Raw genomic sequence first — 20,337 nt, 5'->3', positions numbered from 1 at the left:
GTCAGAAATCCGATGGCGGGTTGGCGGTGCGGCGGTCGAGCTTTATGAAAGGCCGCGCCACGACCTTGGCCCGTTTCATCAGCTTCTGGTACTGCAGCTCGCGCATGGCGTAGATCTCGACCCAGAGGTCCTCCACGACAGTATCACCATACGGCCGCGCCAGCGAGGCGATGGCGATGTTGCGCTTGGCCGTTGGCGACCACATGGCGGCGCTGACCAGGCCGACGTCCTTTGACTTCTTGTGGTAGACGATCGCGTGTTCGGCCGGGATGTTGCCCTCGATCTCCAGCCCGACCAGGACATGGCGCAGCTTGCGTTTCGCCCTCGCTTTGAGGATGGCACGACGGCCGTTGAAATGGCCTTTTTCCAGATCGATCATGAAGCCGAGCCCGACCTCGTCGGGCATGCGCCGGCGGTCGGCGCGAATGGCGTGTTCGGCGGTGGTGAAATCGGCATTGGCGACGATCAGCCCGGCTTCGAGCCTAGTCCGATTAAGCGCGGTGTAGCCGATGGCGCGGATGCCGCGAAGTTCGCCCGCGGCCATCAACCGGTCCCACAGGCTGAGCGCCTTGTCGACCGGCACGAACAGCTCGTAGCCGAGATCGCCGGTAAAGCCGGTGCGCGAGATGGTGACCGTGCCGCCGTCATGCGGGAACTCGGCAAGGTCGAATATTTTCAGCTTGTCGACACCGGCGAAACCGGCATCGCGCAGCACGGCGAAGGCGGTTGGGCCCTGCAAGGCGAGCCCGGCGGCCTCGGTTTCTTCCTCGACAATGACGTCGAAGCCAAGGGCACTGTCCAGCAGCCACGGCAGATGCCGCTCCTGCGAACACAGTCGGAAGCGTGTCGGCGACAAGCGAAAAAGCGTACCATCGTCCAGGACGAAACCTTCGTCGTCACACCACGCGGTGTAATGGACACGGCCGGGGCTGAGCTTGGTGACATCGCGCAAGGTGACGCGGTCGAGGAAGGCTTCGGCATCCGGTCCCTCGATCCGGTATTTGGTCATCGGCGAGATGTCGAACAGTGCTGCCTGGCTGCGGATGGCGAAATATTCGAGCTCCTCGTCCCAAAGCGAATGCGGCGCGCGGTAGCCGGCCCAATTGTACCAGTCCTGGGTCTTGGCTAGCGCGTCGATACGCGGCTGGAACAGCGTGCCAATGCGCAGCGTGCGGAAGTGGGATTGCGCCAGGCTGCGGGCCGCGTTGTCGAGCTGACTGGTCATGGCAGCGTTCCTTCGCAGTGGAAGCCGGTGTTGGCCAACTGAGACATCCCGTCACCCTTTCATCGCGATGATGTGCCGTGCCGCGTTCAAGCCGGGCGCACCCGAAACACCACCACCGGGATGCGAACCCGCACCGGCCAGGAACAGCCCGTCGAGCGGCGTGTCGTAGCCCGACCGGCCGGAGACGGGTCGCGAGATCAGCATCTGATCGGCCTGCAGTTCACCATGGTGCCAGTGGCCGCCCGGCATGCGGAAGCGCTTCTCGATGTCGGCAGGGGTGAGCAGTTCGGCTTGAACCACCGTCTTGCCTATGCCAGGCGCGTAGGCCTCCAACTGAGCCATGATAGCCTCGAGGAATTTCGGCTTGCCGGCATCCCAGCCTTCCTTCAGTGCATAAGGCGCATATTGCACCACGGCCGACAGCACGCAGGCGCCGCCTGGCGCCAGCGATGGGTCCGCAAGGCTGGGCAAGGTGATTTCCATCACCGGCTCGGGCGAGAACTCGCCATATTTGGATGGATTGAAGGCACGCTCGACATGGTCTGGGGAGGGCGCAATGACCAGCCGCCCCTTGCTGCCGGCAGCATCGACCCCGGAAAATTGCGGCGGCCGGTCGAGCGCCAAATGGAGCTTGGCGGCATTGCCCTTCATGCGGATATTTCTGACCTTGCGCATGAAGCCGGTGTCGATCCCGCGCGGCCCGACAAGCTCGAGGAAGGTGGTCGCCGGATTGGTGGCGGAGACGATCGTCCTGGCGCGAAGCTCCTCGCTATTGTCGAGGACGACGCCGACGGCGCGGCCTTTCTCGACAATGATCCTTGCGACGGGCACCGACGTGCGGATCGTGACGCCAGCCTTTTCGGCAGCGGCGCGGAGCGTGGCGACCACCGCGCCCATGCCGCCCTGTGGCAGTATCTGCGCTCCGGCCGCACCGCCGATCTCTCCGGCCAGACGATAATAGAGGCCGAGCAGCGAGGTCGGCGAGCGCGGGCCAAGATGGCTGCCGAGCGTGGCATCGAAGGCGAGCAGGCCTTTCAGCCTGTCGTCGGTAAGCTGCTCGTCAAGCAGGTCGGCGACGTTCATCAAAAGCAAGCGCAGGAAGTCGCGCATGTCTTCCTTGCCGAGCTTCTTCAGCGCCAGCGCGGTCTGGCCAAGTGCCGCGCCTTCGAACAGCGACATGCCGCCGAAATCGGGCGGCCGGCGCGACAGGAAGGGTTTCAGGACGCCTGCATAGCGCAGCAGTTGCGCGCGCAATTCCCTCCAGGCGGACTGTTCAGACGGACTGGCGCCGGTCAGCACCTCGCCATAAGCGCCATGCAGGACAAGCGGCGGCCCATCCTTCGACAAGGCGACCGACGGGGCGAAGTCGGCGCGAGCGATTTGCAGCCCGTGTTTTTCCAGCCCCAGCGTCTTCACCACATCGGGATGCAGCCGGTTCAGCACATGCGCGACCGACGAGATGCGAAAGCCGGGCGCGAATTCCTCGATGCGCGCGGCGCCGCCGAGTTCGGCTCCGGCTTCCAGCACCAGCGCCTTGCGGCCTGCCTTCGCCAGCGTGGCGGCGGCGACAAGCCCGTTGTGGCCGCCGCCAATGACAAGAACATCCCATTTTGGTGCATCAGATGACGTCATGGGCCGGGCTCATATGCGAGGTGGATTTTGCGAGATCGCGCAGGATTTCGGCCGCGGCATTGCGTCCGGGCGCACCCATGACGCCGCCGCCGGGGTGGGTCGAGGAACCGCACATATAGAGCCCACTGAGCGGTGAACGATACTGCGCGTAGCCCGGCACCGGGCGGTTGAACAGCAGCTGGTCGAAGGTGAGTTCGCCCTGAAAGATGTTGCCCTCGGTGAGGCCGACCTCGGTTTCGATCTCGCGCGGCGTGCGGACCTCCATATGGACGATGTGGTCGCGAAAACCCGGCGAATACTCAGCGATCTGCGCGACCACGCTTTCGGCAAAACCGTCGCGATCGGCGTCCGTCCACTCGCGACCAGCGATCTTGTGCGGCGCGTACTGCACGAAGCAGCTCATGAAATGCTTGCCAGGCGGCGCCATGGTCGGGTCGAGTGTCGTCGGGATGACCATGTCGAGGAAGGGATCGGCGGACCAGCGGCCGGCCTTCCAGTCGTCATAGGCGCGCTCCATGCGCTCGATCGAATCGGTGAAATGCATGTCGCCGCGATAGACTGGCGAGTCCTTCGGCAGCGCGGGAAATTCCGGCAGCGAATCGAGCGCGATGTTGACCTTGCCTGAGGAGCCCCGGATCTTGAAATTCTTGACCCGGCGCAGGAAGATGTCGGGCAGTTCCTTTTCCTCGACCAGCTTCAGGAAGGTGCGCTTCACGTCGGCATTGGAGACAACCAGCTTGCCGTAAATCTCCTCGCCGCCGGCCAGAACGACGCCTTTCGCCTTGCCTCTGTTTACCAGCACGTGGTCGACCTCGGCGCCGGTGCGGATGGTTCCACCCGAGGCCTTGAAGGAAGCGGCCAGTGCCTTGGTGACCGCGCCCATGCCGCCGCGCGCATAGCCCCAGGCACCGACCGAACCGTCGACCTCGCCCATATAGTGGTGCAGCAGGACGTAAGCCGTGCCGGGCGACATCGGCCCGAGTGCCGTGCCAATGATGCCGGACAGCGCGAAGTTCGACTTGATGACATCGGTCTCGAAATATTCGTCGAGGAAGTCCGAGATGGACATGGTCCAGAAGCGCAGAGTCAGCGCCATTTCCTCGGCGGAGAGACCGGCGAATTTCTTGCCGAGATAGAGCAGTTCGCCGAGATCGCGCGGACGCAGGCTGGTCGGATCTGGCGCCGTGCGCATCAGCAGCGGCTGGATGAAACGGCACTGTCGCGTCACGTCGCGGGAGTAGCGGTCATAGGCCTCGGCATCCCTTTTGGAGAAGCGGGCGAATTCGCGCCGGTGCGCGTCGTGGTCGCGGTAGTTGGCGAGATAATCGCCATCCCGGGTGAAGACCGCGCCGCCTTCATAGGAAATCACCTGCAGGCCGAAGCGCGGCAGCTCGAGATCACGCATGATCTCCGGCCGGAACAGCGAGCAGACATAAGAGCAGTTGGAATAGAGGAAGCCCGGCGTCAGCTCGCGGCTGGTGGCGGCACCGCCGACCCAGTCGTTCTTCTCCACCACCAGCACGTCGAGCCCGGCGCGCTGCAGGTAACAGGCGTTGACCAGGCCGTTGTGTCCGCCGCCGATGATGATCGCGTCCCAAGCTTTCATTTTGGCCCAGTTCTCATCTGCGACCCGCTCTTCATTTTCGCGTGATCTGTTCCCCGAATACGTGGAATTTGGCATGGCGTCAGCCATTCTGTCCAGCCATTCTGAATGAATGTTCAACAAATGATGTTGCATTTTTCCAGACATGGATTACGCTCTGCCGGCGTTCGAAACAGGCGTTCGTCCATTGGGGACCGAGGGCTGATGATCGAAACGGCCGAGGCCGAGCCGGAGTATGACTACACCGCCATCCGCTCCCAGAGGCGCTATGGGGTTGAAGGGATCGCTATTCGGCCGTTGCCGCCGTGGTCGGTCGGCCTGTGTCGACAACATTCGAACCTGGGAAGCCATGCAGAAGGTGCTTGACAGTGGCGAGCACCGTCCCACTCATCTTCGCGGGTTGAAGCCGGACGCAAAGGGATAGCCGGCGATGCTGGAGACCATCATACGCATGAAGACGGCAGACGCCAGGGACGCGCTCCTTGAACCCGTACGGAAGGCTGAATCCGAAAAGCGCGGGCGCAAGGCCGCGAAGGAGGTCAGGCAGCTTCAGCTTATCGAGGCGACGATCGATTCGCTGGCCAAGCGCGGCTATTCGGAAACGACGATGGCCGATGTCGCCGATGGCGCCGGTCTGTCGCGCGGCATCGTCAATTTCCATTTCGAGAGCAAGGAAAAGCTGCTCATCGCGACCTTGCAGTACATGTATGACGAATACTCGGCGCATTGGCGCAATGCGCTGCACAAGGCAGGCGACGATCCTGCCGACCAGCTCCAGGCGCTGGTCGCGGCCGATTTCGACCGCTCGATCTGCAACAAGCGCAAGCTTGCCGCCTGGTGCGCCTTCTGGGGCGAGGCCAAATCGCGGCCGACCTACCAGGCGCTGAGCAGTGCGCGGGATGCCGTTTACCAGAACATTTTCATCGACCTCTGCACGGCGCTCAAGCAAAACGGCGGCTATGCCTACGAGCCGCAGGTCATGGCGCTGGCGCTGAGCGCCATGCTGGAAGGCTTGTGGCTGCGGTTGATGATGGGCACCGAGGACACGACCCGCGAGACGGCCTTGCAGGCGGCCAATGAATTCCTGTCGGCGGCTTTCCCGAAACACTACCCACGGAAGGGGGCCGGCCCAACGAAATCATAAGAAAATCACAGAGGATGGAGCAGCAATGAAGACACTGACAAGACGCCTGACACTGACGCTTGCACTGGCCGGTGCACTGGCGGCTTCCGCCGCCGCCCTGGCGATCGCCGCCGACAAGGATCTTATCGTGTTCGACTGGTCCGGCTACGAGGCCCCGGGCTTCCACCCGAAATACGTCGAGAAGAACGGCGATTCGCCGACCTTCGCATTCTTCGGCGATGAGGACGAGGCGTTCGAGAAGGTCCGTTCCGGCTTCAAGGCCGACCTTGGCCATCCCTGCTCGCAGAGCGTGGTGAAGTGGCGCGAGGCTGGCCTGCTGCAGCCGCTCGACACCTCTAGGATCACGGGCTGGAAGGACCTCAATCCCGGCATCATGGCGATGAAGAATCTCGCCACAACCGATGACGGAAAAGCCTGGTTCATGCCCTGGGACTGGGGCAACACGCAGCTTACCTACAATTCCTCCAAGATCGACGAGAAGGACGTGCAGTCGCTGAAAGCGTTCGTAGATCCGAAGTTCAAGGGCCGGGTCTCGATCGGCGACAATGTCGACGATGCCTATGCGCTGGCGAGCCTCGCCATCGGCCTGAGGGACTGGACCAAGATGACCGACGACCAGTTCAAGCAGGCCTCCGACTTCCTGCGCCAGGTACACAAGAATGTGCGCTCCTACTGGACCGACACCACCGACGTCGTCCAGCTTCTGAGCGGCGGCGAGGTCGATCTCGCCTGGGCCTGGAACGATGCGACCGTGCAGTCGGTCGCCGCCGGCGTGCCGATCAAGTCGAAGAAGGACACGGCGGAAGGCATCTCGACCTGGGTCTGCGGCTATGTGCTGTTCAAGGACTCACCCGGCAATACCGACAAGGCCTATGATTATCTCAACGCAGTCAATGATCCGGAGATCGCCAAGGTGCTGGTCAAGGATTGGGGCTACGGCCAGGCCAATGCCAAGGGCATGACCGGCGTCGATCAGGCCGTCCTGAAGGAAAAGGGCTATGACGACGTGCAGAAATTCGTCGACAAGACGCTGTTCCAGCAGCCGCTGCCGTCGGATCTCAAGCTCAAGATGATCGCCGAGTTCGAGAAGATCAAAGCGGGCTATTAAGCCTTTGACTGGCGGACCCGTCCGTGCGCCGGCAGGAGCGGCGGATGGGCTCGCCAAAGCGCTTGAATTTGCCTAACCTCGCTCTCGGCATCTTTCGCGATGGGGGAGTTTTTCGCACCATGAATTCCGTGCTTCGCCACCTTGTCATAGCCGCTGCCTGCACGTTCGGTGCCGGCGCGGTTTATGCGCTCGCCGAGGGCGGCGGCGACCTCGTCGTGTTCGACTGGTCGGGCCATGAGGACCCGCTGCTACACCCGGCCTACACGACAATCTCGACAAGTTCCTCGACAAGACCCTGTTCCAGCAGCCGGTACCGCCGGAGCTGAAGAAGCGCATGATCGACGAGTTCGAGAAAATCAAGGCTGGCTATTGAACGACAAGATCGAAAGAACCGACGTCGTTATCGTCGGCGCCGGCTTCACCGGCCTATCGGCCGCGATTGAATTGAAGCGCGCCGGCGTCGACTTCGTGCTTGTGGAGGCCCGCGATCGTGTCGGCGGCCGCGTCGAGACCGTGCGAAATGGACTTGGCGAGCGCATCGACAGCGGCGGCCAATTCCTGTGCGAGGACATGCCGCAGTTGATGGAACTGGCCCGGGCTCGCGGCAAGACATTCGTCGAGACTTACGTCGAGGGTGATTTCATCACCCACCCGTCAATGTCGGTCGACCAGGCCGAGCGGACCTATCACGCCTCCATGGCAATCCGCGAGCGCATGAACAGGATCGAGCCCAACGATCCTGCCATTGCGGGATTGACCGTTGCCGGGTGGCTGGAGACGCAGGGTGACGCCGGCGAGGCCAAGGCGGCCTTCCGGTCGATGATCGAAGGCCTGTGGTGCCTGGCATTGGAGAAGGTGCCACTGTGGTATCTCATCGACAATGACCGGCGCATCACCAACGAGGTGCCGGAGCTGCAATATTCCCTGCGCGAGACCATGCAGTCGATGGCCGATGATCTGGCCGAGGACCTCGGCGGCCGTGTGAGGCTCGGTGAACCGGTGAGCCGCATCGAATACGGTCCGCCAAGGGTTCGGGTCGTCTCGATCAATAGCGTGGTCGAAGCGCGCGAAGTTCTGGTCGCCGTGCCGCCGGCGACAGCCGCGAAGCTCGATTTTACGCCAGCCTTGCCAGCAGCCCTGGAAACGGCGCTCGGCGCCTGGGAAAGCGGCGCTGTGATCAAGATCCTGGTGCGCTATCCCAAGCCATTCTGGCGCGAACGGAATTTGAGCGGGATGGTGATGTGGCGGGATCTGCCGGGGCTGTTTGCCTGCGACGCCAGCAGGGATTCCGAGCATGCGGCGCTAGTCGTTTTCATTGGCGGGCCGCTGGCGCTGCGCTGGCACGAACTCGGCCAGGCGGACCTGCGGGCGCAGGTGACGACGAGACTTGTGGAGGCTCTTGGTTCGGAGGCTGCCGATATTCTCGATTTCAACCGCCGCGACTGGACGCATGATGGCTGGAGCGGCGGTGCCTATAGCGACCTGATCGTCGATGTGACGGCGAGGGATGCCGAGCGCACCATTCTTGCCGGTGCGCCGCCGGTGCATTTCGCTTCGTCGGAACTGTCGCCGTCATTCCCGGGCTATGTCGAAGGCGCGATCGTGGCCGGGCGCATCGCGGCGCGCAGGATCATCGTCGACGTTCAGTCGGCCATCGCGACCAGGGCTTCGGGATCGTAGGCGAGGCGGATGGAGGTGCCGACTGGGATATCATCGGCACCGAAATCGTTGGTCTCGGTCACCGATAGCGGCTTTTCCAGCCCGGGGATCTCGACGATCAGATGGGTGATCTCGCCGAAATAGTGGCGCTCGACCACCTTGCCGGCGACCTCGAACTTGGCTGTCGCATTGTCCCATAGCACGCGCAGGCGCTCAGGCCTGATGCCGAGCGTGGCGCCGCCGCCGTTGCGCACGAAAGCCTTGGGCTTGTCGGTCTTGATGCGGCCGAAACCCAGCGTGTCGAGGATCAGCGAGGCGCCGTTCTCCTCGACGATCTCGGCCTTGACGAAGTTCATGCCGCCAAGGAAGTCGGCGACTTGGCGGTTGACCGGGCGCTGGTAGATCTCCTTCGGCGAGGCGACCTGGGCGATCTTGCCGCCGAACATCACGGCGATGCGGTCGGACATGGCGAGCGCCTCATACTGATCGTGGGTGACCAATACGAAGGTGATGCCGACGGCCTGCTGCAGGCGGCGCAGTTCGACCTGCATCTGCTCGCGGAGCTTCTTGTCGAGCGCCGAGAGCGGCTCGTCGAGCAAAAGCACCTTGGGCCGCATCACCAGGGCACGGGCGAGCGCGACGCGCTGGCGCTGGCCGCCGGAAAGCTCCGTGGCAAGCCGCCTGCCGAGGCCGGTGAGCGAGACCTGCGCCAGCGCTTCCTCGACGCGGCGCTTCTCCTCGCCGGCCCGCAGCTTCAGCCGCTTCAGTCCGTAGGCGACGTTCTGCTCGACATTGAGGTGCGGGAAGATCGCATAGCTCTGGAACACCATGTTGGTCGGCCGGCGGTTGGCCGGGATGCCTTCCATGGACTGGCCGCCAACCGCGATCGAACCTCTGGTCGGATTGTCGAACCCGGCGATCATGCGCAAAAGCGTGGTCTTGCCGCAGCCGGACGGACCAAGCAGCGAGAAGAACTCGCCTTCCCTGATGGTCAAGGAGGCGTCGTCCAGCGCCCTGAAGGCTCCGTAGCTGCGGGTGACGTTGCGGATCTCAATCATCGGTCTTTCGGATTGGATCCTGTCCGCGTGAGTGCGCTCGATCCGCGGCCGCTCAGGCATAGAGGCCTCCCTCGTTCTGGGTGCGTCTGGCCGCGCGGCGACGCAGCATTTCAGCGATCGTCATCAGCAGGAAGGAGGCGACCAGCAGCAGCGTGCCCAGCGCCAGAACGCCGGGCAGTTTCGATGCGAAACGCAACTGGCCCCAGATGTAGATCGGCAGCGTCGCCTTGGTGCCGGTGAGGAAGAAGGCGATGATGAATTCATCCAGAGAGATGGTGAAGCAGACCAGCAGGCTGGAAATGATCGCCGGCGCCACCATCGGCAACGTCACGCGCCGGAAAGTGCCGAAGGCGCTCTCGCCGAGATCGGCGGAGGCTTCCTCGAGGCTGCGGTCGAAACCTTCGAAGCCGGAGGTCAACACTGTCATCGAATAGGGAATGCAGATCAGCACGTGGCCGAGCACGACGGTGACCAGCGACAGGCTCAAGCCAAGCTGCAGCATCACCAGCAGCATGGAGATGGCAACGATCACTTCAGGCAGCACAAGCGGCGCCATGATCAGGCCATTGATGGCGGGGCGGCCGGGATAGCGGTAGCGGGTGATCGAGCGGGCGGCGAGGATGCCGAGTACGGTCGAGAGGATGGCCGCCGAGACGCCGACGATCAGGCTGTTCCAGGCGGCATCGAGCAGCGCCGGTGTGCGCGGCAGGTCTTCGTACCACTGCAGGGTGAAGCCGGTCAGCGGGAATTTCGGCGTCGCCGCCGTGTTGATCGAGAAGATCGGCAGGAAGATGACGGGCAGATAGAGGAAGACAATATAGAGGAACGCGTAGGCGGACAGCCAGCCGCCCGGCAGGAGGCGCCGCGCCCTCATCGCGCCATCCTTTGCAAAGTGCGGATGATCAGCACCGTGGCGCCGGCCATCAGGGAGACGATCAGCATGGTGGTGACGGAAAGTGCGGCACCGAGCGGCCAGTTGGCTGCCTTGCCGAACTGTGCCTGGATGGCGTTGGCGATCATAACGCCGTCCTTGCCGCCGACGAGCTTTGGCGTGACGTAGTCGCCGACCGTCGGGATCATGACGATCAGCGCCGCGGAAATGATGCCAGGCGCCGAGAGCGGCAAGGTCACGCGCAGGAACGAGCGCAAGGGGCCATCGCCAAGATCGGTGGCCGCTTCGACCAGCGTGCGATCGACCTTCTCCAGGGACACGAAGATCGGCAGAATGGCGAAGGCCGCCCAGGCATGGGTAAGGGTGATGATGACGGCGCTCGAATTGTAGAGCAGGGCTGTCGACGGTTCGTCGATGATGCCCAGACCCATCAGGCCGGAATTCAAGACGCCGTTATAGCCCAGGATGACCTTCCACGACATCACGCGCAAGAGATAGCTGGTCCAGAACGGGATGGTGATGAGGAACAGCCACAGGCTCTTGTGACGGCCGCCGCGGAAGGAAATGAAGTAGGCGATCGGGTAGGCGAGGACGACGGTGAACAGGCTGACCGTCAGCGAGATATAGAGCGAGCGCCATAACAGATCGCGGTAAATCGGCTCGGTCAGCGCGACGCGGTAATTCTCCAGCGTGAAGGTGCGGTCGATGGTCAGGTAGTGCTGCGTCCAGAAGGAGTGGGCGATGACCACCAGTATCGGCAGGACCAGCAGGATGAGCGCGTAGAGCAAGGTCGGGCTGATCAGGGCAAAGCCCTGTACGGGCTCGGATTGCAGAAGGGCATTTCGTCTGGCCCGCGTCGTGCGCAACGGAGGCAACCCTTCCGCAGCCACCGTCATTGCAGGGCACCAGAGGGCGGGGCTCCGGTTGTGATCTCGGTTGCTGGCCTGGACTGTCCCGCCATACGGCATCCCATTGGGCTGGCGCCGGCTATTGTTCCCCTTGCCGGCTTTCTTTCATCATGCGCGCATCCGCGGATTGAAATCAAGCGCCATTTCTGCAATGTTGATTGAACGGACATTCAAAATCGTGTGAGCGGAGCGATGATTTCGGCCATAGCGAATCGGATTGATACCCGGGAAAATTCGGTGATGTGGAGGCGATGATGGCGGCGGTGAGAGATCTGAAGGCAGGCGAAACGGCTGGCCCTGGCGACGACGATGCGGTCGAGCTGGCCAAGCGTCATCTCATCCAGCCCTGGCCTTATGCCGGTTCCGTCGGTTCGGAGGCGCGTGCGCTGATCGGCGAGGGCGATGGCATCTACATCACCGACAACACCGGCAAGCGGCTCATCGACGGCCCGGCCGGCATGTGGTGCGTCAATGTCGGCCATCGTCGCGAGGAACTCGCCAGGGTGATGTACGACCAGGCGATGGCGCTGTCCTACAACACGCCCTGGTACACGATGAACGCGCCATCGGCGGAGCTTGCCAAACGTCTCGCCGGCCATGCCCCAGGCGACCTCAGCCATGTCTTCTACACCACGGGCGGCTCATCCGCGGTCGAGACGGCGTTGCGCTTCATGCAGTTCTACAACAATGTACGTGGCCGGCCGGAAAAGAAGCTGATCCTGAGCCGTGGCGGCGCCTACCATGGCTCGACCTATCTTTCGGCCTCGCTCAATGGCCGCCCGCGCGATCGCGACTGGATGGACGGCGCCGGCGATATGGTGGTCAAGCTCTCCTCGCCCGACCCGTTCCGGCGTCCGCAAGGGATGAGCATCGCTGCCTTCACCGATTTCCTCGTCGACCAGTTCCGCGACGCGGTCGCGCGCCTCGGAGCCGACAGAATAGGCGCGTTCGTCGGCGAACCGGTGCAGGCGTCCGGCGGCGTCGTCGTGCCGCCCGACGGCTATCTCAAGCGCATCCGCGAGATCTGCCGTGACAACGACATTCTCTATGTTTCCGACGAGGTGGTGACGGGCTTCGGCCGGCTTGGCCATGTCTTTGCCTCCGGCGACGTCTTCGGCATCGACCCCGACATGATCACGTTTGCCAAGGGCGTCACCTCAGGCTATTTCCCGCTCGGCGGCGTCATCATCTCGGAACGGCTGCTGGAGGAGCTGCGCCGCTCGAACCATCCCGACGCAATGTTCGGCCACGGGCTGACCTACACCAGCCATCCCGTCGGCTGCGCGGTGGCCTTGAAGAACCTCGACCTGCTGGAAGAAAGCGTGCTTGCCCACGCGCAGGCGGTCGCCCCCTATTTCCAGGCGCAGCTGAAGACGCTGGAAGAGCTGCCGCTGGTCGGCGAGGTGCGCGGCGTGGGGCTGATGGGTTGTGTCGAATGCGTCGCCGACCGCGAAAGCAAGGATCCGCTGCAACTCGACAAGAATGTCGGAAAACGCATCGACGCCCACTGCCATGAGCTTGGCCTGCTGGTGCGGCCACTGATCAACATGTGCGTGATGTCGCCGCCGCTCATCATCACGCGCGAGCAGATCGACGACATGGTCGGCACCCTGCGCGAAGGCATTTCGCGCACCATGGATGACCTCAGGAAAGAGGGTGTCTGGCGGGGGTGATAGCCAATCTTCCTCTTGTGGGGGAGAGTTTCGCGGCTTGCGCCGCTACCCTCGCGATCTCAGCGCATCGTTTAGGTTCCACATGTCCTTTTCTTCCGGCGCTGTTTCCAGGCCGAGCACCGGAAGCTGCTTGCGCAGATGGTCGTGGTGGGTGCGCACCCCATATTCGAGGTCGGAGAAGTAAAAACCCTCGAAGGACTCGGACAGCATGGATTCGTTCGACCAGACCGAAAGCTGCACGTCTTCCGACATGGTGTCGCGATCGATACGGAAGGAGAGATAGCGGGCAGCGGCCTGCTCGCGACTTTCGTCGCGGTAGCGATAGATGGCGCCACGCAGCAGCGTCTCACCCGTCGACAGCGGGAACTCCTGATAGAACTGCACCGATTCCGGCATCACCGACAGGACGGCGTTCGGGAAGATTCCGTAATAGACCCAGGCCTTCCTGAGGTGGTCCGGCAGATGCGTCGGCTCCGGCGCGATCTTGACGTAGTTCCTGACGCTCCAGCGACGACCGGCATGCGGGTTGTAGGTGGCGAAGGAGCGCGAGACGCCGTTGACGAAAGGCTCGTCGAAATAGGTGGCGCCGTAGAGATCCTGCAGGGCCGGATGCGCCATGGCGACGTGATAGCCTTCATTGTCGACGTCGCGCACGGACTTCCAGTTGACCGGTGTTTTCTGGGTCCAGATGCCCCAGGAGGGCACCATGTCGGCTGCATTGTAATGCGCGAATTCGGGTTCGATCGGCTTCAACAGCTCGGCGACGGAAGGCTGTGGCCCGCCATTGCGGAAGCGGATGAAGATGAAGCCCATCCAGATTTCGAGATCGAGCGGCATCAGGCCGAACTCGGTCTTGTCGAGATCGGGGAAGGAGCGCGGGCGGGCGGCGCCGCGCAGCGTACCGTCAAGATTGTAGACCCAGCCATGGAACGGGCAGACCAGCGCGTTCTTACAATTGCCCTGGCTGTCGGCCACGACGCGGCTGCCGCGGTGGCGGCACATGTTGTTGAAGCCGCGCACGACGCCGTCCTTGCCGCGCACGATCAAAGCGCGCTCGCCGATGACATCCATGGTGAGGTAGTCGCCGGCATTGGGTATGTCGCAGATATGCCCGGCGATCTGCCAATGATTGCGGAAGACATGCTCCTTCTCCAGTTCGAGAAGGGCGGTGGAATGGTAACTCCAGCCCGGCAATCCCCGCCGGTCCCAATCGTTCGGGATTGCCACGTCACGGAGGTGCGGGTTCATGAAACGTCTCTTCTTTTTATTGAATATGCATTCAATATAATCATATTTTGCGTTGAAATGCAATGGTTTGTGGAAATGCTCAGGTTTCAGGGCGAAAATGTCAGCCCCGGTTCCAGCGGAATCCTGCTTCACCGTGATCTCTGAAAACCCCGGAAAATCCGGGTGTTAGCCAGAGTTCCATAACCTCCACCCGTTGCCGGTCACGCTGCAAATCGCGCCGTCCGACAAGGTATTCCGGGGGGCAAGAAAAAGCCCTGCCGTTCGCGTCGGCCACCAGCGGGGCACGCTGGGCAACCCGCTATCCCGGATCAAAATAGTCGATGACCGATTTTGACCGTCTCTGCCCGTATTAATGTTTCAATCCGGTTACATTGCCGGGCTCCCGTCACCTTTCCGTCGTTACAAGGCGCGATTAAATTCGCTTTATCGCAAAAAGAAAATCAACGAAGGGGGTGATGATGCATGCGAAAGTCCAGATCACCAGCAGCAACCGCTTTCAGGCTCCAGAGCGCGCTGACCGCCGCCCGAAGCTGGCGCTTCGCCAGCGTGCCAGCGACCACCCCATGGCAATGTTCATGGCGCTGGCTGCTTGCGCCTTCGCCGGCATGGCGTTCACGCCGACGGTCGGCCCAGCCTTCGCTTCGTTGAATCCGCCCGCCAACATCGTCGAAGGTGCGCCGACCACGACCACGACCGCCCGCCTGCCGATGCCCGCGATCGATTTCGCCTGCAAGGGGCAGGCTTGGGGCGCCGAGAGCGTGGATTGCCTGCGCGCCATTGCCGAGCAGTCCGGAACGCACAAGGCCCGCGCGATCCGCATGATCGCCAACGCCGCGCCGCTGACCAGCACGCCCAACATCTTCTGATTTCTGTCTCTGGATTTGCCTGGCATGATCCCGAAAACCGGTTCCCGTTTGGGGATCATGCCCTGATCTCCCCGAGCGTCCTCCAGCGCTCCCTTCGGCTCCCGCCGCGATGTCGGCCGGGGGCCTCTTTTTTATGCTTTCGACACGGCCTGCTCGGCGATGGTCGAAAGCACGCTGCGCACATCCAGCGTGCTGAACGGTTTTTCGAGGATCTGTGGCCGCTGCTGCGCCGGCAAGGCTTCGATTTCCGCCTTTGCGCCTATGAGGTCGCCGGTGACCAGCACGAAGCGCCGCGCCAGGTCGGGCCGCTCGGCAAGTAGTTCGCGGTAGATCGAAATGCCTGATGTGCCGGGCATGCGCAGATCCGAAAAGACGATGTCCGGCGGCATGTGGCCGCTCAAGGTGGCGGCGCCCGATTCCCAGACCGGCGCGATCCGCGACTTGATGCCCATCAATTCGAGAATGTCGGACAAGGAACCGGCGACGTCGGGTTCGTCATCGATGATCAGGGCATGGCGCAGGCCGCTCGATCGGGGCTGGCTTTCGCCAGCGGCGGCGATGCCCGCCGAGATAGCCGGCAACTGGACGACGAAACGCGCGCCTCTCGGCTGCACTTCCTCGAACCAGACATTGCCATTGTGCCGCTCGATGATGGACTTCGAAATCGACAGGCCGATACCGGTGCCGACGCCGACCGGCTTGGTGGTGAAATAGGATTCGAAAATGCGCGAACGGATGGCCTCGGGAATGCCGGGTCCGTTGTCCTCGACCGAGAAGCCCGGATTGCCCCGGTCGCTGCGGAAGCTCCGTACCTTGATTAGCCGGTCGCCGGCAATGCCAGCCAGAGCATGCTGGCTGTTGATGAGGAAATTGGCCGCCACCTGCGTCACGTGGTCGGCGTCGGCCATGGCCAGCAGGGGACCCGGTGCGAAATCGGTATCGATGATGATGCCGCTCGAGCGCGCCCCGTAGGCGGTCACCTCGAGAGCGGCGCGGATCACCTGGTTGAGATCGGTCTCGGTCTGCGCCGCCGGATGGAGGCGGACCATCGACAGGAAGCTCTTGACGATGCGCCCGCAGCGCTCGGCTGCGGCGCGCACTTTTTCGGCACGGACCTTGGTCTGCGGGTCCGAGGCGAATTCATGCAGCAGCGTCGATTGCGCGACCACCACCGCCAGCGGGTTGTTGAGCTCGTGCGAAACGCCCGCGAGCAGCGAGCCCATCGCCGCCATCTTCTCGTTCTGGTGCAGCTTCTCGCGCTGCCGGTTGATCTCCTCCTCGGCGCGCAGCCTCTCGCGCAGGTCGCGGATGGAGCCGAAGATAAGCCGGCGGTCGGCGACCCGCATCTCGGTCGCCGTCAGCTCGATCGGGAAGACCTCGCCGGCGGCATTCTGCGTCACCGTCTCGAGCCGCTGGCCGACCATCGGCGCGCCGCGGCCGGACATGTAGTCGGCGCCCGAGGCATAACCCTTGCGGTAGTATTCCGGAACGACGGTATCGAGCAGGTCCTTGCCAAGGATATCGCTGCGCTGGAAGCCGAACATCTTTTCCGCAGCCGGATTGAATTCGATGATCGATCCGGCCTCGTCGATGACGATGATGGCATCGAGCGAGGCCTGCAGCATGGTGCGGCGGATCACTTCGCTGGCATGGGCGTCGGAGGGGGAGTGTTCTATGGCGTCGCCGATGGCGAGCGCGATGATGTGCAGCGTCGCCTCTTCCTCGTCGGTCCATTCACGCTCCTCGACGCAATCATTGACGGCGAGCGTGCCCCACAGATGGCCGTGCGCGAAGACGGATACCGACAGGAAGGACTTGATGTTCTGCTTTTCGAAATCGGCTCTCAGGAACCCTTCGAGATCGCGCGTGTGCCCGGCGAAGACCTTGCCCTGCCGCTCATCCTCGGCCAGCCGCTCCAACAGCGGATCCGAATTGACGATCGACTGCATGATGACGGTCGGCGAGGCCAGTTCGCCGCCGAAATCAGGGTCGATCCAGTAGGCGGCGACCGACTGGGCGAAACCTTGGCCGGGCAATTCGCGCAGGCGGAACAGGATACCGCGCTGGCACTCCATGGCGTGGCACAGCGTTTCCAGTATGCCGTCCATTTCGCGCTGCCAGTCGCCGGCCTCGCGCAGCCGGCGCACGACACGCACGGCCGCCATCGCCGCGCCTTGCCTGAAACCCTGCATATCCGTGCTTGCCGTCTCGCCCGTCATTGTCAGCCGTCATTCCAGAGTCACGTCACTTCGATCGGCTGGCAACGGCTGCGGAGCGGAAACCCTGTGGGTCTGACGCTCAGTTGCCGTCGCTGGTCGGCAGCGAGAAGATATAACCTTCGCCGCGCACCGTGCGCAGGAATTTCGGGTTGGCCGGATCAGTCTCGATCTTCTTGCGCAGCCGCATGATGCGGATGTCGACGGCGCGCGATGATTCCGGATCTTCGGTGAAGCCGATCGCCTCGGAGATCGCGGCCCTGGTCAGCAGCCGGTTGGCTCGGGTCAGGAAAACCTCCAGCACGTCGAACTCGCTCTTGGCCATGTCGATCACCGTACCATTGGCGCCGGTGACCAGCCTGCCGTCGAGATCCGCCTGGAAGGGGCCGAAGGCCACGGAACGGCGGTCGGTCCTGGCTTTCCTGTCCTGCGGCTCCGTCGGCTGCGGGACACGGCGCAGCACGCTGCGCACCCTGGCCAGCACTTCGCGCAGTTCATATGGCTTGACGATATAGTCGTCGGCGCCGAGTTCCAGCCCGACGATGCGGTCGAGCGCGGTGCCGGCGGCGGTCGCATAGATGATGCCGATGGGCATTTTCGAGCGCAGCCAGCGGCCGAGCGATAGGCCATCCTCGCCCGGCATGGCGATGTCGAGGATGGCCAGATGGAAGGGCTGCGTCTCGATCAGGCTGCGCGCGGCGGCCGCGGTTTCCGCGGTCGCCACATCATAGCCGGCGGCGCCGAGATATTCGGCGACCGCGTCCCTCAGGTCGGGCTCGTCCTCGACGATGACAATTCTTGCCCGCACGATGCTCTCGCTCCCACTTTCAGTGGAAAGTAGATTGGGTATAAACATGATGTCCAGTACTCATATCCGGTTGCCAGGGAACGGTTGGAAAACATGGCCGCACGAGCCGTCATCGCGCTTGTTTCCGTTGCCGACGTCGTGGCGACCGAGCTTGCCGACCATCTTGAGCGGCGCGGCCATGACGTGCGCCAGGCGCGGCAGCCCTGGGAGGCGGAATCGCTGCTGGCGGGCAGAGGCATCGATGTCGTCGTCGTCGGGGACAGCGTTAGCCAGGCGGAAGGGCGAGATCTGCTCAGGCGTTATGGGGGCCAAAGTGGGGGCGGCGAGCATGGACCGGATTTCATCCTGATATGCCGGCCGGCCGATCTCCTCGACAAGGTGCTGGCGCTCGAGCTTGGCGCCGCCGACGTCGTCGAAAGTCCGCTCAATGTCAGGGAACTCGCCGCGCGTGTCGGCGGCCTGCTTTCGCGGCGCGGCAGGGGCACCCAGGAACTGATCGTGCTGGAGAATGCGACCGTCGATCTGAGATCGGCGATCGTCATGCATCGCTCCGGTACGCAGGAGCAGCTCTCGCCCGGCCAGGTGGCGCTGCTCAGGCTGTTCCTGGCGAGCCCGCGCAAGGTGCTGACGCGTGACGACATTATCGCCGCCGCACCGGCCGAGAATGCCGACGCTTTCGATCGCTCGATCGACTCGCGTATCGTGCGGCTGCGCCGCAAGCTCGACACCGAGACCATCACCACCATACGCGGCGCCGGCTACAGGTTCGATCCGCCACGGCAGTTCGCCGACTGACGGCTGGCTTTTCCAGTTGGCTCCCCGGATGAGCATCGGACTTTCCATTTCCGCGCCGATGCCCGCGAGGTTCAGCGCACCACCAGCAATGACGGGCCCGAGGCCATGTCGCCGCCGGCGGCGAACTCGCTTGCATGAGCGCGCTCCTTGAAGAGCACACTGGCGAGAGCGGCAAAGCCGAGCAGGCCCTGCGCATACAGCAGTGCGGAAAGCACCGAAGCCGCGAGTTTTGTTTTCATATCGGAATTCCCCAAAAAGATGACTGTATCGCGGGTCGCTTCAGGAAACTCCCGAAGTGCCCGCGCCGCCCACGGAGCCCCCCGTCGCGGCGCGGGCCTTCGGTCCTCTCGGCAGCAAGTTGCCGGAGGGGCCGCGCAATGCCAGCAGCCGAAGGCCAACCCGCCAGAGGGCCTTCAACCGGGCGATGCGCAGGCTGGAAACGATCCAGACCGTGGCGCAAAACAGGGCGACGTGCAGGGTCGAAATCTCACTCGAACTCATCGTCGCCAGCTTTGCCATGGGGGCACCGGCAATGGTGCCGATGCCGCCGATGGCCGCCGCCGCGATGCTGATCCTGAAGAGCCAGGACCGCGTGTTCGTTTTCGTTCCCATGGTCGTTGCCGTCTGCTTTCGTTACGTCAACTTTTGCCTCCGGTCCGTATCCGCATCATGCCGCCAAAATCCGCGATTTGTTGCAGTTTGGTTTCGAAATCGATCTGATCTCTTTCATATGGATGGTTCGAACTTTCGTTTCGGGATGAATACCTATGTACTTCATTCTTGATCCCGCGTTTGGGGGCGGGCAGTGCCGAGAATGCGGGGTTTGGCCTGTTAATCAGAGGAAACAGTTTCGAAACACAAACGAGCACTTCGCGAAATCTCTCCGAAACATGCCGCAGGGATAAGCCGCTCATCGAATTGAGCCGGCCGGGCCGGCAGAGAGGGGACATCATGCACACCACTATTTCCGCAAAGCTCATCAACATCACCTTCGCGGCGCTCGTGGGCAGCGCGCTTCTATTCGGCGCCAACGCCGCCCATGCCGCCAACAGCATCGTGGCGCGCGTTTCGCTGTCGCAGCAGGTCATGGAAGTCTCGGTCGACGGCCGGCCGACTTTCGCCTGGAAGGTTTCCACCGGCGACAGGGCGCATGTCACGCCGACCGGTTCGTTCAAGCCGACGCGCATGCATGAGATGTGGTATTCGAAAAAGTACGACAACGCGCCGATGCCGCATTCGGTCTTTTTCAGCGGCGGCTATGCGGTTCACGCCACCTATGCCATCAAGCGCCTCGGCCAGCCGGCCTCGCATGGCTGCGTGCGGCTGCACCCGGACAATGCCGCCGATTTCTACCAGCTCATCGAGACCTTCGGCCCGGCCAACACCAGCATCGTCATCGTCAAGTAGCAGGCAGGTTGCCGCATTCGGCCATGTGCCGGAGTTGCTGGAGCGACCCCCAAAAAAAGAGGCCGGAGAAATCCCGGCCTCTTTTTGTTTCTTGC

Annotated in this window: 19 protein-coding genes; 8 read left to right on the top strand and 11 right to left on the bottom strand. The window is 63.0% G+C overall.

Going from position 1 to position 20,337, the window contains the following annotated elements; translation table 11 throughout:
• Nucleotide 1: 1 nt before the first annotated feature.
• Genes FJ960_RS07575 through FJ960_RS07565 form a run of 3 tightly spaced genes read right to left on the bottom strand, consistent with a single transcriptional unit; the run spans nt 2 to nt 4,463 of the window.
• Nucleotides 2–1,225 (bottom strand): aminomethyltransferase family protein, encoded by a 1,224-nt coding sequence (locus tag FJ960_RS07575; RefSeq protein WP_140712915.1) that lies wholly within the window; start codon nt 1,223–1,225, stop codon nt 2–4.
• Between the two features lie 51 nt (nt 1,226–1,276).
• Nucleotides 1,277–2,857: an NAD(P)/FAD-dependent oxidoreductase gene (locus FJ960_RS07570; protein WP_140712913.1), complete on the bottom strand. Its 1,581-nt coding sequence runs from the start codon at nt 2,855–2,857 to the stop codon at nt 1,277–1,279.
• Nucleotides 2,844–4,463 carry an NAD(P)/FAD-dependent oxidoreductase gene (locus FJ960_RS07565; RefSeq protein WP_140712911.1) on the bottom strand — a complete coding sequence of 540 codons (1,620 nt, stop codon included), beginning with the start codon at nt 4,461–4,463 and terminating at the stop codon, nt 2,844–2,846. Before FJ960_RS07565 ends, FJ960_RS07570 begins: the two co-directional genes overlap by 14 nt.
• A gap of 427 nt (nt 4,464–4,890) precedes the next feature.
• Between FJ960_RS07565 and betI the strand changes: the two genes are divergently transcribed.
• The 4 genes from betI to FJ960_RS07540 all read left to right on the top strand — a co-directional run bounded on the left by betI (nt 4,891) and on the right by FJ960_RS07540 (nt 8,392).
• A complete protein-coding gene (betI, locus tag FJ960_RS07555; protein WP_140712909.1) occupies nt 4,891–5,604 on the top strand; it encodes a transcriptional regulator BetI in 714 nt (237 codons plus the stop codon).
• Nucleotides 5,605–5,629: 25 nt separating this feature from the next.
• Complete coding sequence (locus FJ960_RS07550) at nt 5,630–6,712, top strand: ABC transporter substrate-binding protein (protein ID WP_140712907.1); 1,083 nt, start codon at nt 5,630–5,632, stop codon at nt 6,710–6,712.
• A gap of 119 nt (nt 6,713–6,831) precedes the next feature.
• Nucleotides 6,832–7,038: a hypothetical protein gene (locus tag FJ960_RS07545; RefSeq protein WP_246672653.1), complete on the top strand. Its 207-nt coding sequence runs from the start codon at nt 6,832–6,834 to the stop codon at nt 7,036–7,038.
• Nucleotides 7,039–7,081: 43 nt separating this feature from the next.
• Complete coding sequence (locus FJ960_RS07540; protein WP_181166625.1) at nt 7,082–8,392, top strand: flavin monoamine oxidase family protein; 1,311 nt, start codon at nt 7,082–7,084, stop codon at nt 8,390–8,392.
• Here the strand turns inward: FJ960_RS07540 and FJ960_RS07535 are convergent.
• The 3 genes from FJ960_RS07535 to FJ960_RS07525 are packed head-to-tail and all read right to left on the bottom strand — an operon-like array spanning nt 8,356 to nt 11,217.
• Nucleotides 8,356–9,429, bottom strand: coding sequence for an ABC transporter ATP-binding protein (locus FJ960_RS07535; RefSeq protein WP_140712903.1), 1,074 nt, complete (start codon nt 9,427–9,429; stop codon nt 8,356–8,358). The genes FJ960_RS07540 and FJ960_RS07535 overlap by 37 nt on opposite strands.
• A 52-nt stretch (nt 9,430–9,481) precedes the next feature.
• Nucleotides 9,482–10,303, bottom strand: a complete 822-nt coding sequence (locus FJ960_RS07530; RefSeq protein WP_140712901.1) for an ABC transporter permease — start codon at nt 10,301–10,303, stop codon at nt 9,482–9,484.
• Entirely contained in the window at nt 10,300–11,217 is a 918-nt protein-coding gene (locus tag FJ960_RS07525; protein WP_140712899.1) for an ABC transporter permease, read from the bottom strand. The genes FJ960_RS07530 and FJ960_RS07525 overlap by 4 nt, the downstream gene beginning before the upstream one ends.
• Nucleotides 11,218–11,483: 266 nt before the next feature.
• Here FJ960_RS07525 and FJ960_RS07520 point away from each other — a divergent pair, with 266 nt between their 5' ends.
• Nucleotides 11,484–12,902, top strand: coding sequence for an aminotransferase (locus FJ960_RS07520; protein ID WP_140712897.1), 1,419 nt, complete (start codon nt 11,484–11,486; stop codon nt 12,900–12,902).
• Between the two features lie 45 nt (nt 12,903–12,947).
• Here the strand turns inward: FJ960_RS07520 and FJ960_RS07515 are convergent, their stop codons facing one another.
• On the bottom strand, nt 12,948–14,150 hold the full coding sequence (locus FJ960_RS07515) for an aromatic ring-hydroxylating dioxygenase subunit alpha (RefSeq protein WP_140712895.1): 1,203 nt from the start codon (nt 14,148–14,150) through the stop codon (nt 12,948–12,950).
• A 458-nt stretch (nt 14,151–14,608) separates the two neighbouring features.
• Between FJ960_RS07515 and FJ960_RS07510 the strand changes: the two genes are divergently transcribed.
• Nucleotides 14,609–15,016 carry a hypothetical protein gene (locus FJ960_RS07510; protein WP_140712893.1) on the top strand — a complete coding sequence of 136 codons (408 nt, stop codon included), beginning with the start codon at nt 14,609–14,611 and terminating at the stop codon, nt 15,014–15,016.
• Nucleotides 15,017–15,147: 131 nt separating this feature from the next.
• On the opposite strand, the gene FJ960_RS07505 is transcribed toward FJ960_RS07510, so the two are convergent.
• Nucleotides 15,148–17,235, bottom strand: a complete 2,088-nt coding sequence (locus tag FJ960_RS07505) for a PAS domain S-box protein (protein ID WP_181166624.1) — start codon at nt 17,233–17,235, stop codon at nt 15,148–15,150.
• Nucleotides 17,236–17,314: 79 nt separating this feature from the next.
• On the bottom strand, nt 17,315–18,088 hold the full coding sequence (locus tag FJ960_RS07500) for a response regulator transcription factor (RefSeq protein ID WP_181174175.1): 774 nt from the start codon (nt 18,086–18,088) through the stop codon (nt 17,315–17,317).
• 45 nt (nt 18,089–18,133) lie between these two features.
• Between FJ960_RS07500 and FJ960_RS07495 the strand changes: the two genes are divergently transcribed.
• Nucleotides 18,134–18,835, top strand: a complete 702-nt coding sequence (locus FJ960_RS07495) for a response regulator transcription factor (protein ID WP_140509798.1) — start codon at nt 18,134–18,136, stop codon at nt 18,833–18,835.
• A gap of 71 nt (nt 18,836–18,906) precedes the next feature.
• On the opposite strand, the gene FJ960_RS29425 is transcribed toward FJ960_RS07495, so the two are convergent.
• Together FJ960_RS29425 and FJ960_RS07490 are read right to left on the bottom strand one after the other, a co-directional pair.
• On the bottom strand, nt 18,907–19,074 hold the full coding sequence (locus FJ960_RS29425) for a hypothetical protein (protein WP_181174174.1): 168 nt from the start codon (nt 19,072–19,074) through the stop codon (nt 18,907–18,909).
• A gap of 40 nt (nt 19,075–19,114) precedes the next feature.
• Nucleotides 19,115–19,447, bottom strand: coding sequence for a hypothetical protein (locus FJ960_RS07490; RefSeq protein WP_140712889.1), 333 nt, complete (start codon nt 19,445–19,447; stop codon nt 19,115–19,117).
• Between the two features lie 339 nt (nt 19,448–19,786).
• Between FJ960_RS07490 and FJ960_RS07485 the strand changes: the two genes are divergently transcribed.
• Entirely contained in the window at nt 19,787–20,242 is a 456-nt protein-coding gene (locus FJ960_RS07485) for a L,D-transpeptidase (protein ID WP_140712887.1), read from the top strand.
• The last annotated feature ends 95 nt before the right edge of the window (nt 20,243–20,337 follow it).

This window comes from Mesorhizobium sp. B2-3-11, from assembly GCF_006442215.1.
GTDB classification, from domain to species: Bacteria; Pseudomonadota; Alphaproteobacteria; order Rhizobiales; family Rhizobiaceae; genus Mesorhizobium; species Mesorhizobium salmacidum.
The sequence above is the reverse complement of the archived record's forward strand: the minus strand, read 5'-3'. Positions and strand labels throughout refer to the sequence as shown.

What these genes read in the sequence shown, in the direction of transcription:
- FJ960_RS07575 (WP_140712915.1), bottom strand. Translation starts at nt 1,225, where the DNA reads ATGACCAGTCAGCTCGACAACGCGGCCCGCAGCCTGGCGCAATCCCAC.
- FJ960_RS07570 (WP_140712913.1), bottom strand. Translation starts at nt 2,857, where the DNA reads ATGACGTCATCTGATGCACCAAAATGGGATGTTCTTGTCATTGGCGGC.
- FJ960_RS07565 (WP_140712911.1), bottom strand. Translation starts at nt 4,463, where the DNA reads ATGAAAGCTTGGGACGCGATCATCATCGGCGGCGGACACAACGGCCTG.
- betI (WP_140712909.1), top strand. Translation starts at nt 4,891, where the DNA reads ATGCTGGAGACCATCATACGCATGAAGACGGCAGACGCCAGGGACGCG.
- FJ960_RS07550 (WP_140712907.1), top strand. Translation starts at nt 5,630, where the DNA reads ATGAAGACACTGACAAGACGCCTGACACTGACGCTTGCACTGGCCGGT.
- FJ960_RS07545 (WP_246672653.1), top strand. Translation starts at nt 6,832, where the DNA reads ATGAATTCCGTGCTTCGCCACCTTGTCATAGCCGCTGCCTGCACGTTC.
- FJ960_RS07535 (WP_140712903.1), bottom strand. Translation starts at nt 9,429, where the DNA reads ATGATTGAGATCCGCAACGTCACCCGCAGCTACGGAGCCTTCAGGGCG.
- FJ960_RS07530 (WP_140712901.1), bottom strand. Translation starts at nt 10,303, where the DNA reads ATGAGGGCGCGGCGCCTCCTGCCGGGCGGCTGGCTGTCCGCCTACGCG.
- FJ960_RS07525 (WP_140712899.1), bottom strand. Translation starts at nt 11,217, where the DNA reads ATGACGGTGGCTGCGGAAGGGTTGCCTCCGTTGCGCACGACGCGGGCC.
- FJ960_RS07520 (WP_140712897.1), top strand. Translation starts at nt 11,484, where the DNA reads ATGGCGGCGGTGAGAGATCTGAAGGCAGGCGAAACGGCTGGCCCTGGC.
- FJ960_RS07515 (WP_140712895.1), bottom strand. Translation starts at nt 14,150, where the DNA reads ATGAACCCGCACCTCCGTGACGTGGCAATCCCGAACGATTGGGACCGG.
- FJ960_RS07510 (WP_140712893.1), top strand. Translation starts at nt 14,609, where the DNA reads ATGCATGCGAAAGTCCAGATCACCAGCAGCAACCGCTTTCAGGCTCCA.
- FJ960_RS07505 (WP_181166624.1), bottom strand. Translation starts at nt 17,235, where the DNA reads ATGACGGGCGAGACGGCAAGCACGGATATGCAGGGTTTCAGGCAAGGC.
- FJ960_RS07500 (WP_181174175.1), bottom strand. Translation starts at nt 18,088, where the DNA reads ATGTTTATACCCAATCTACTTTCCACTGAAAGTGGGAGCGAGAGCATC.
- FJ960_RS07495 (WP_140509798.1), top strand. Translation starts at nt 18,134, where the DNA reads ATGGCCGCACGAGCCGTCATCGCGCTTGTTTCCGTTGCCGACGTCGTG.
- FJ960_RS29425 (WP_181174174.1), bottom strand. Translation starts at nt 19,074, where the DNA reads ATGAAAACAAAACTCGCGGCTTCGGTGCTTTCCGCACTGCTGTATGCG.
- FJ960_RS07490 (WP_140712889.1), bottom strand. Translation starts at nt 19,447, where the DNA reads ATGGGAACGAAAACGAACACGCGGTCCTGGCTCTTCAGGATCAGCATC.
- FJ960_RS07485 (WP_140712887.1), top strand. Translation starts at nt 19,787, where the DNA reads ATGCACACCACTATTTCCGCAAAGCTCATCAACATCACCTTCGCGGCG.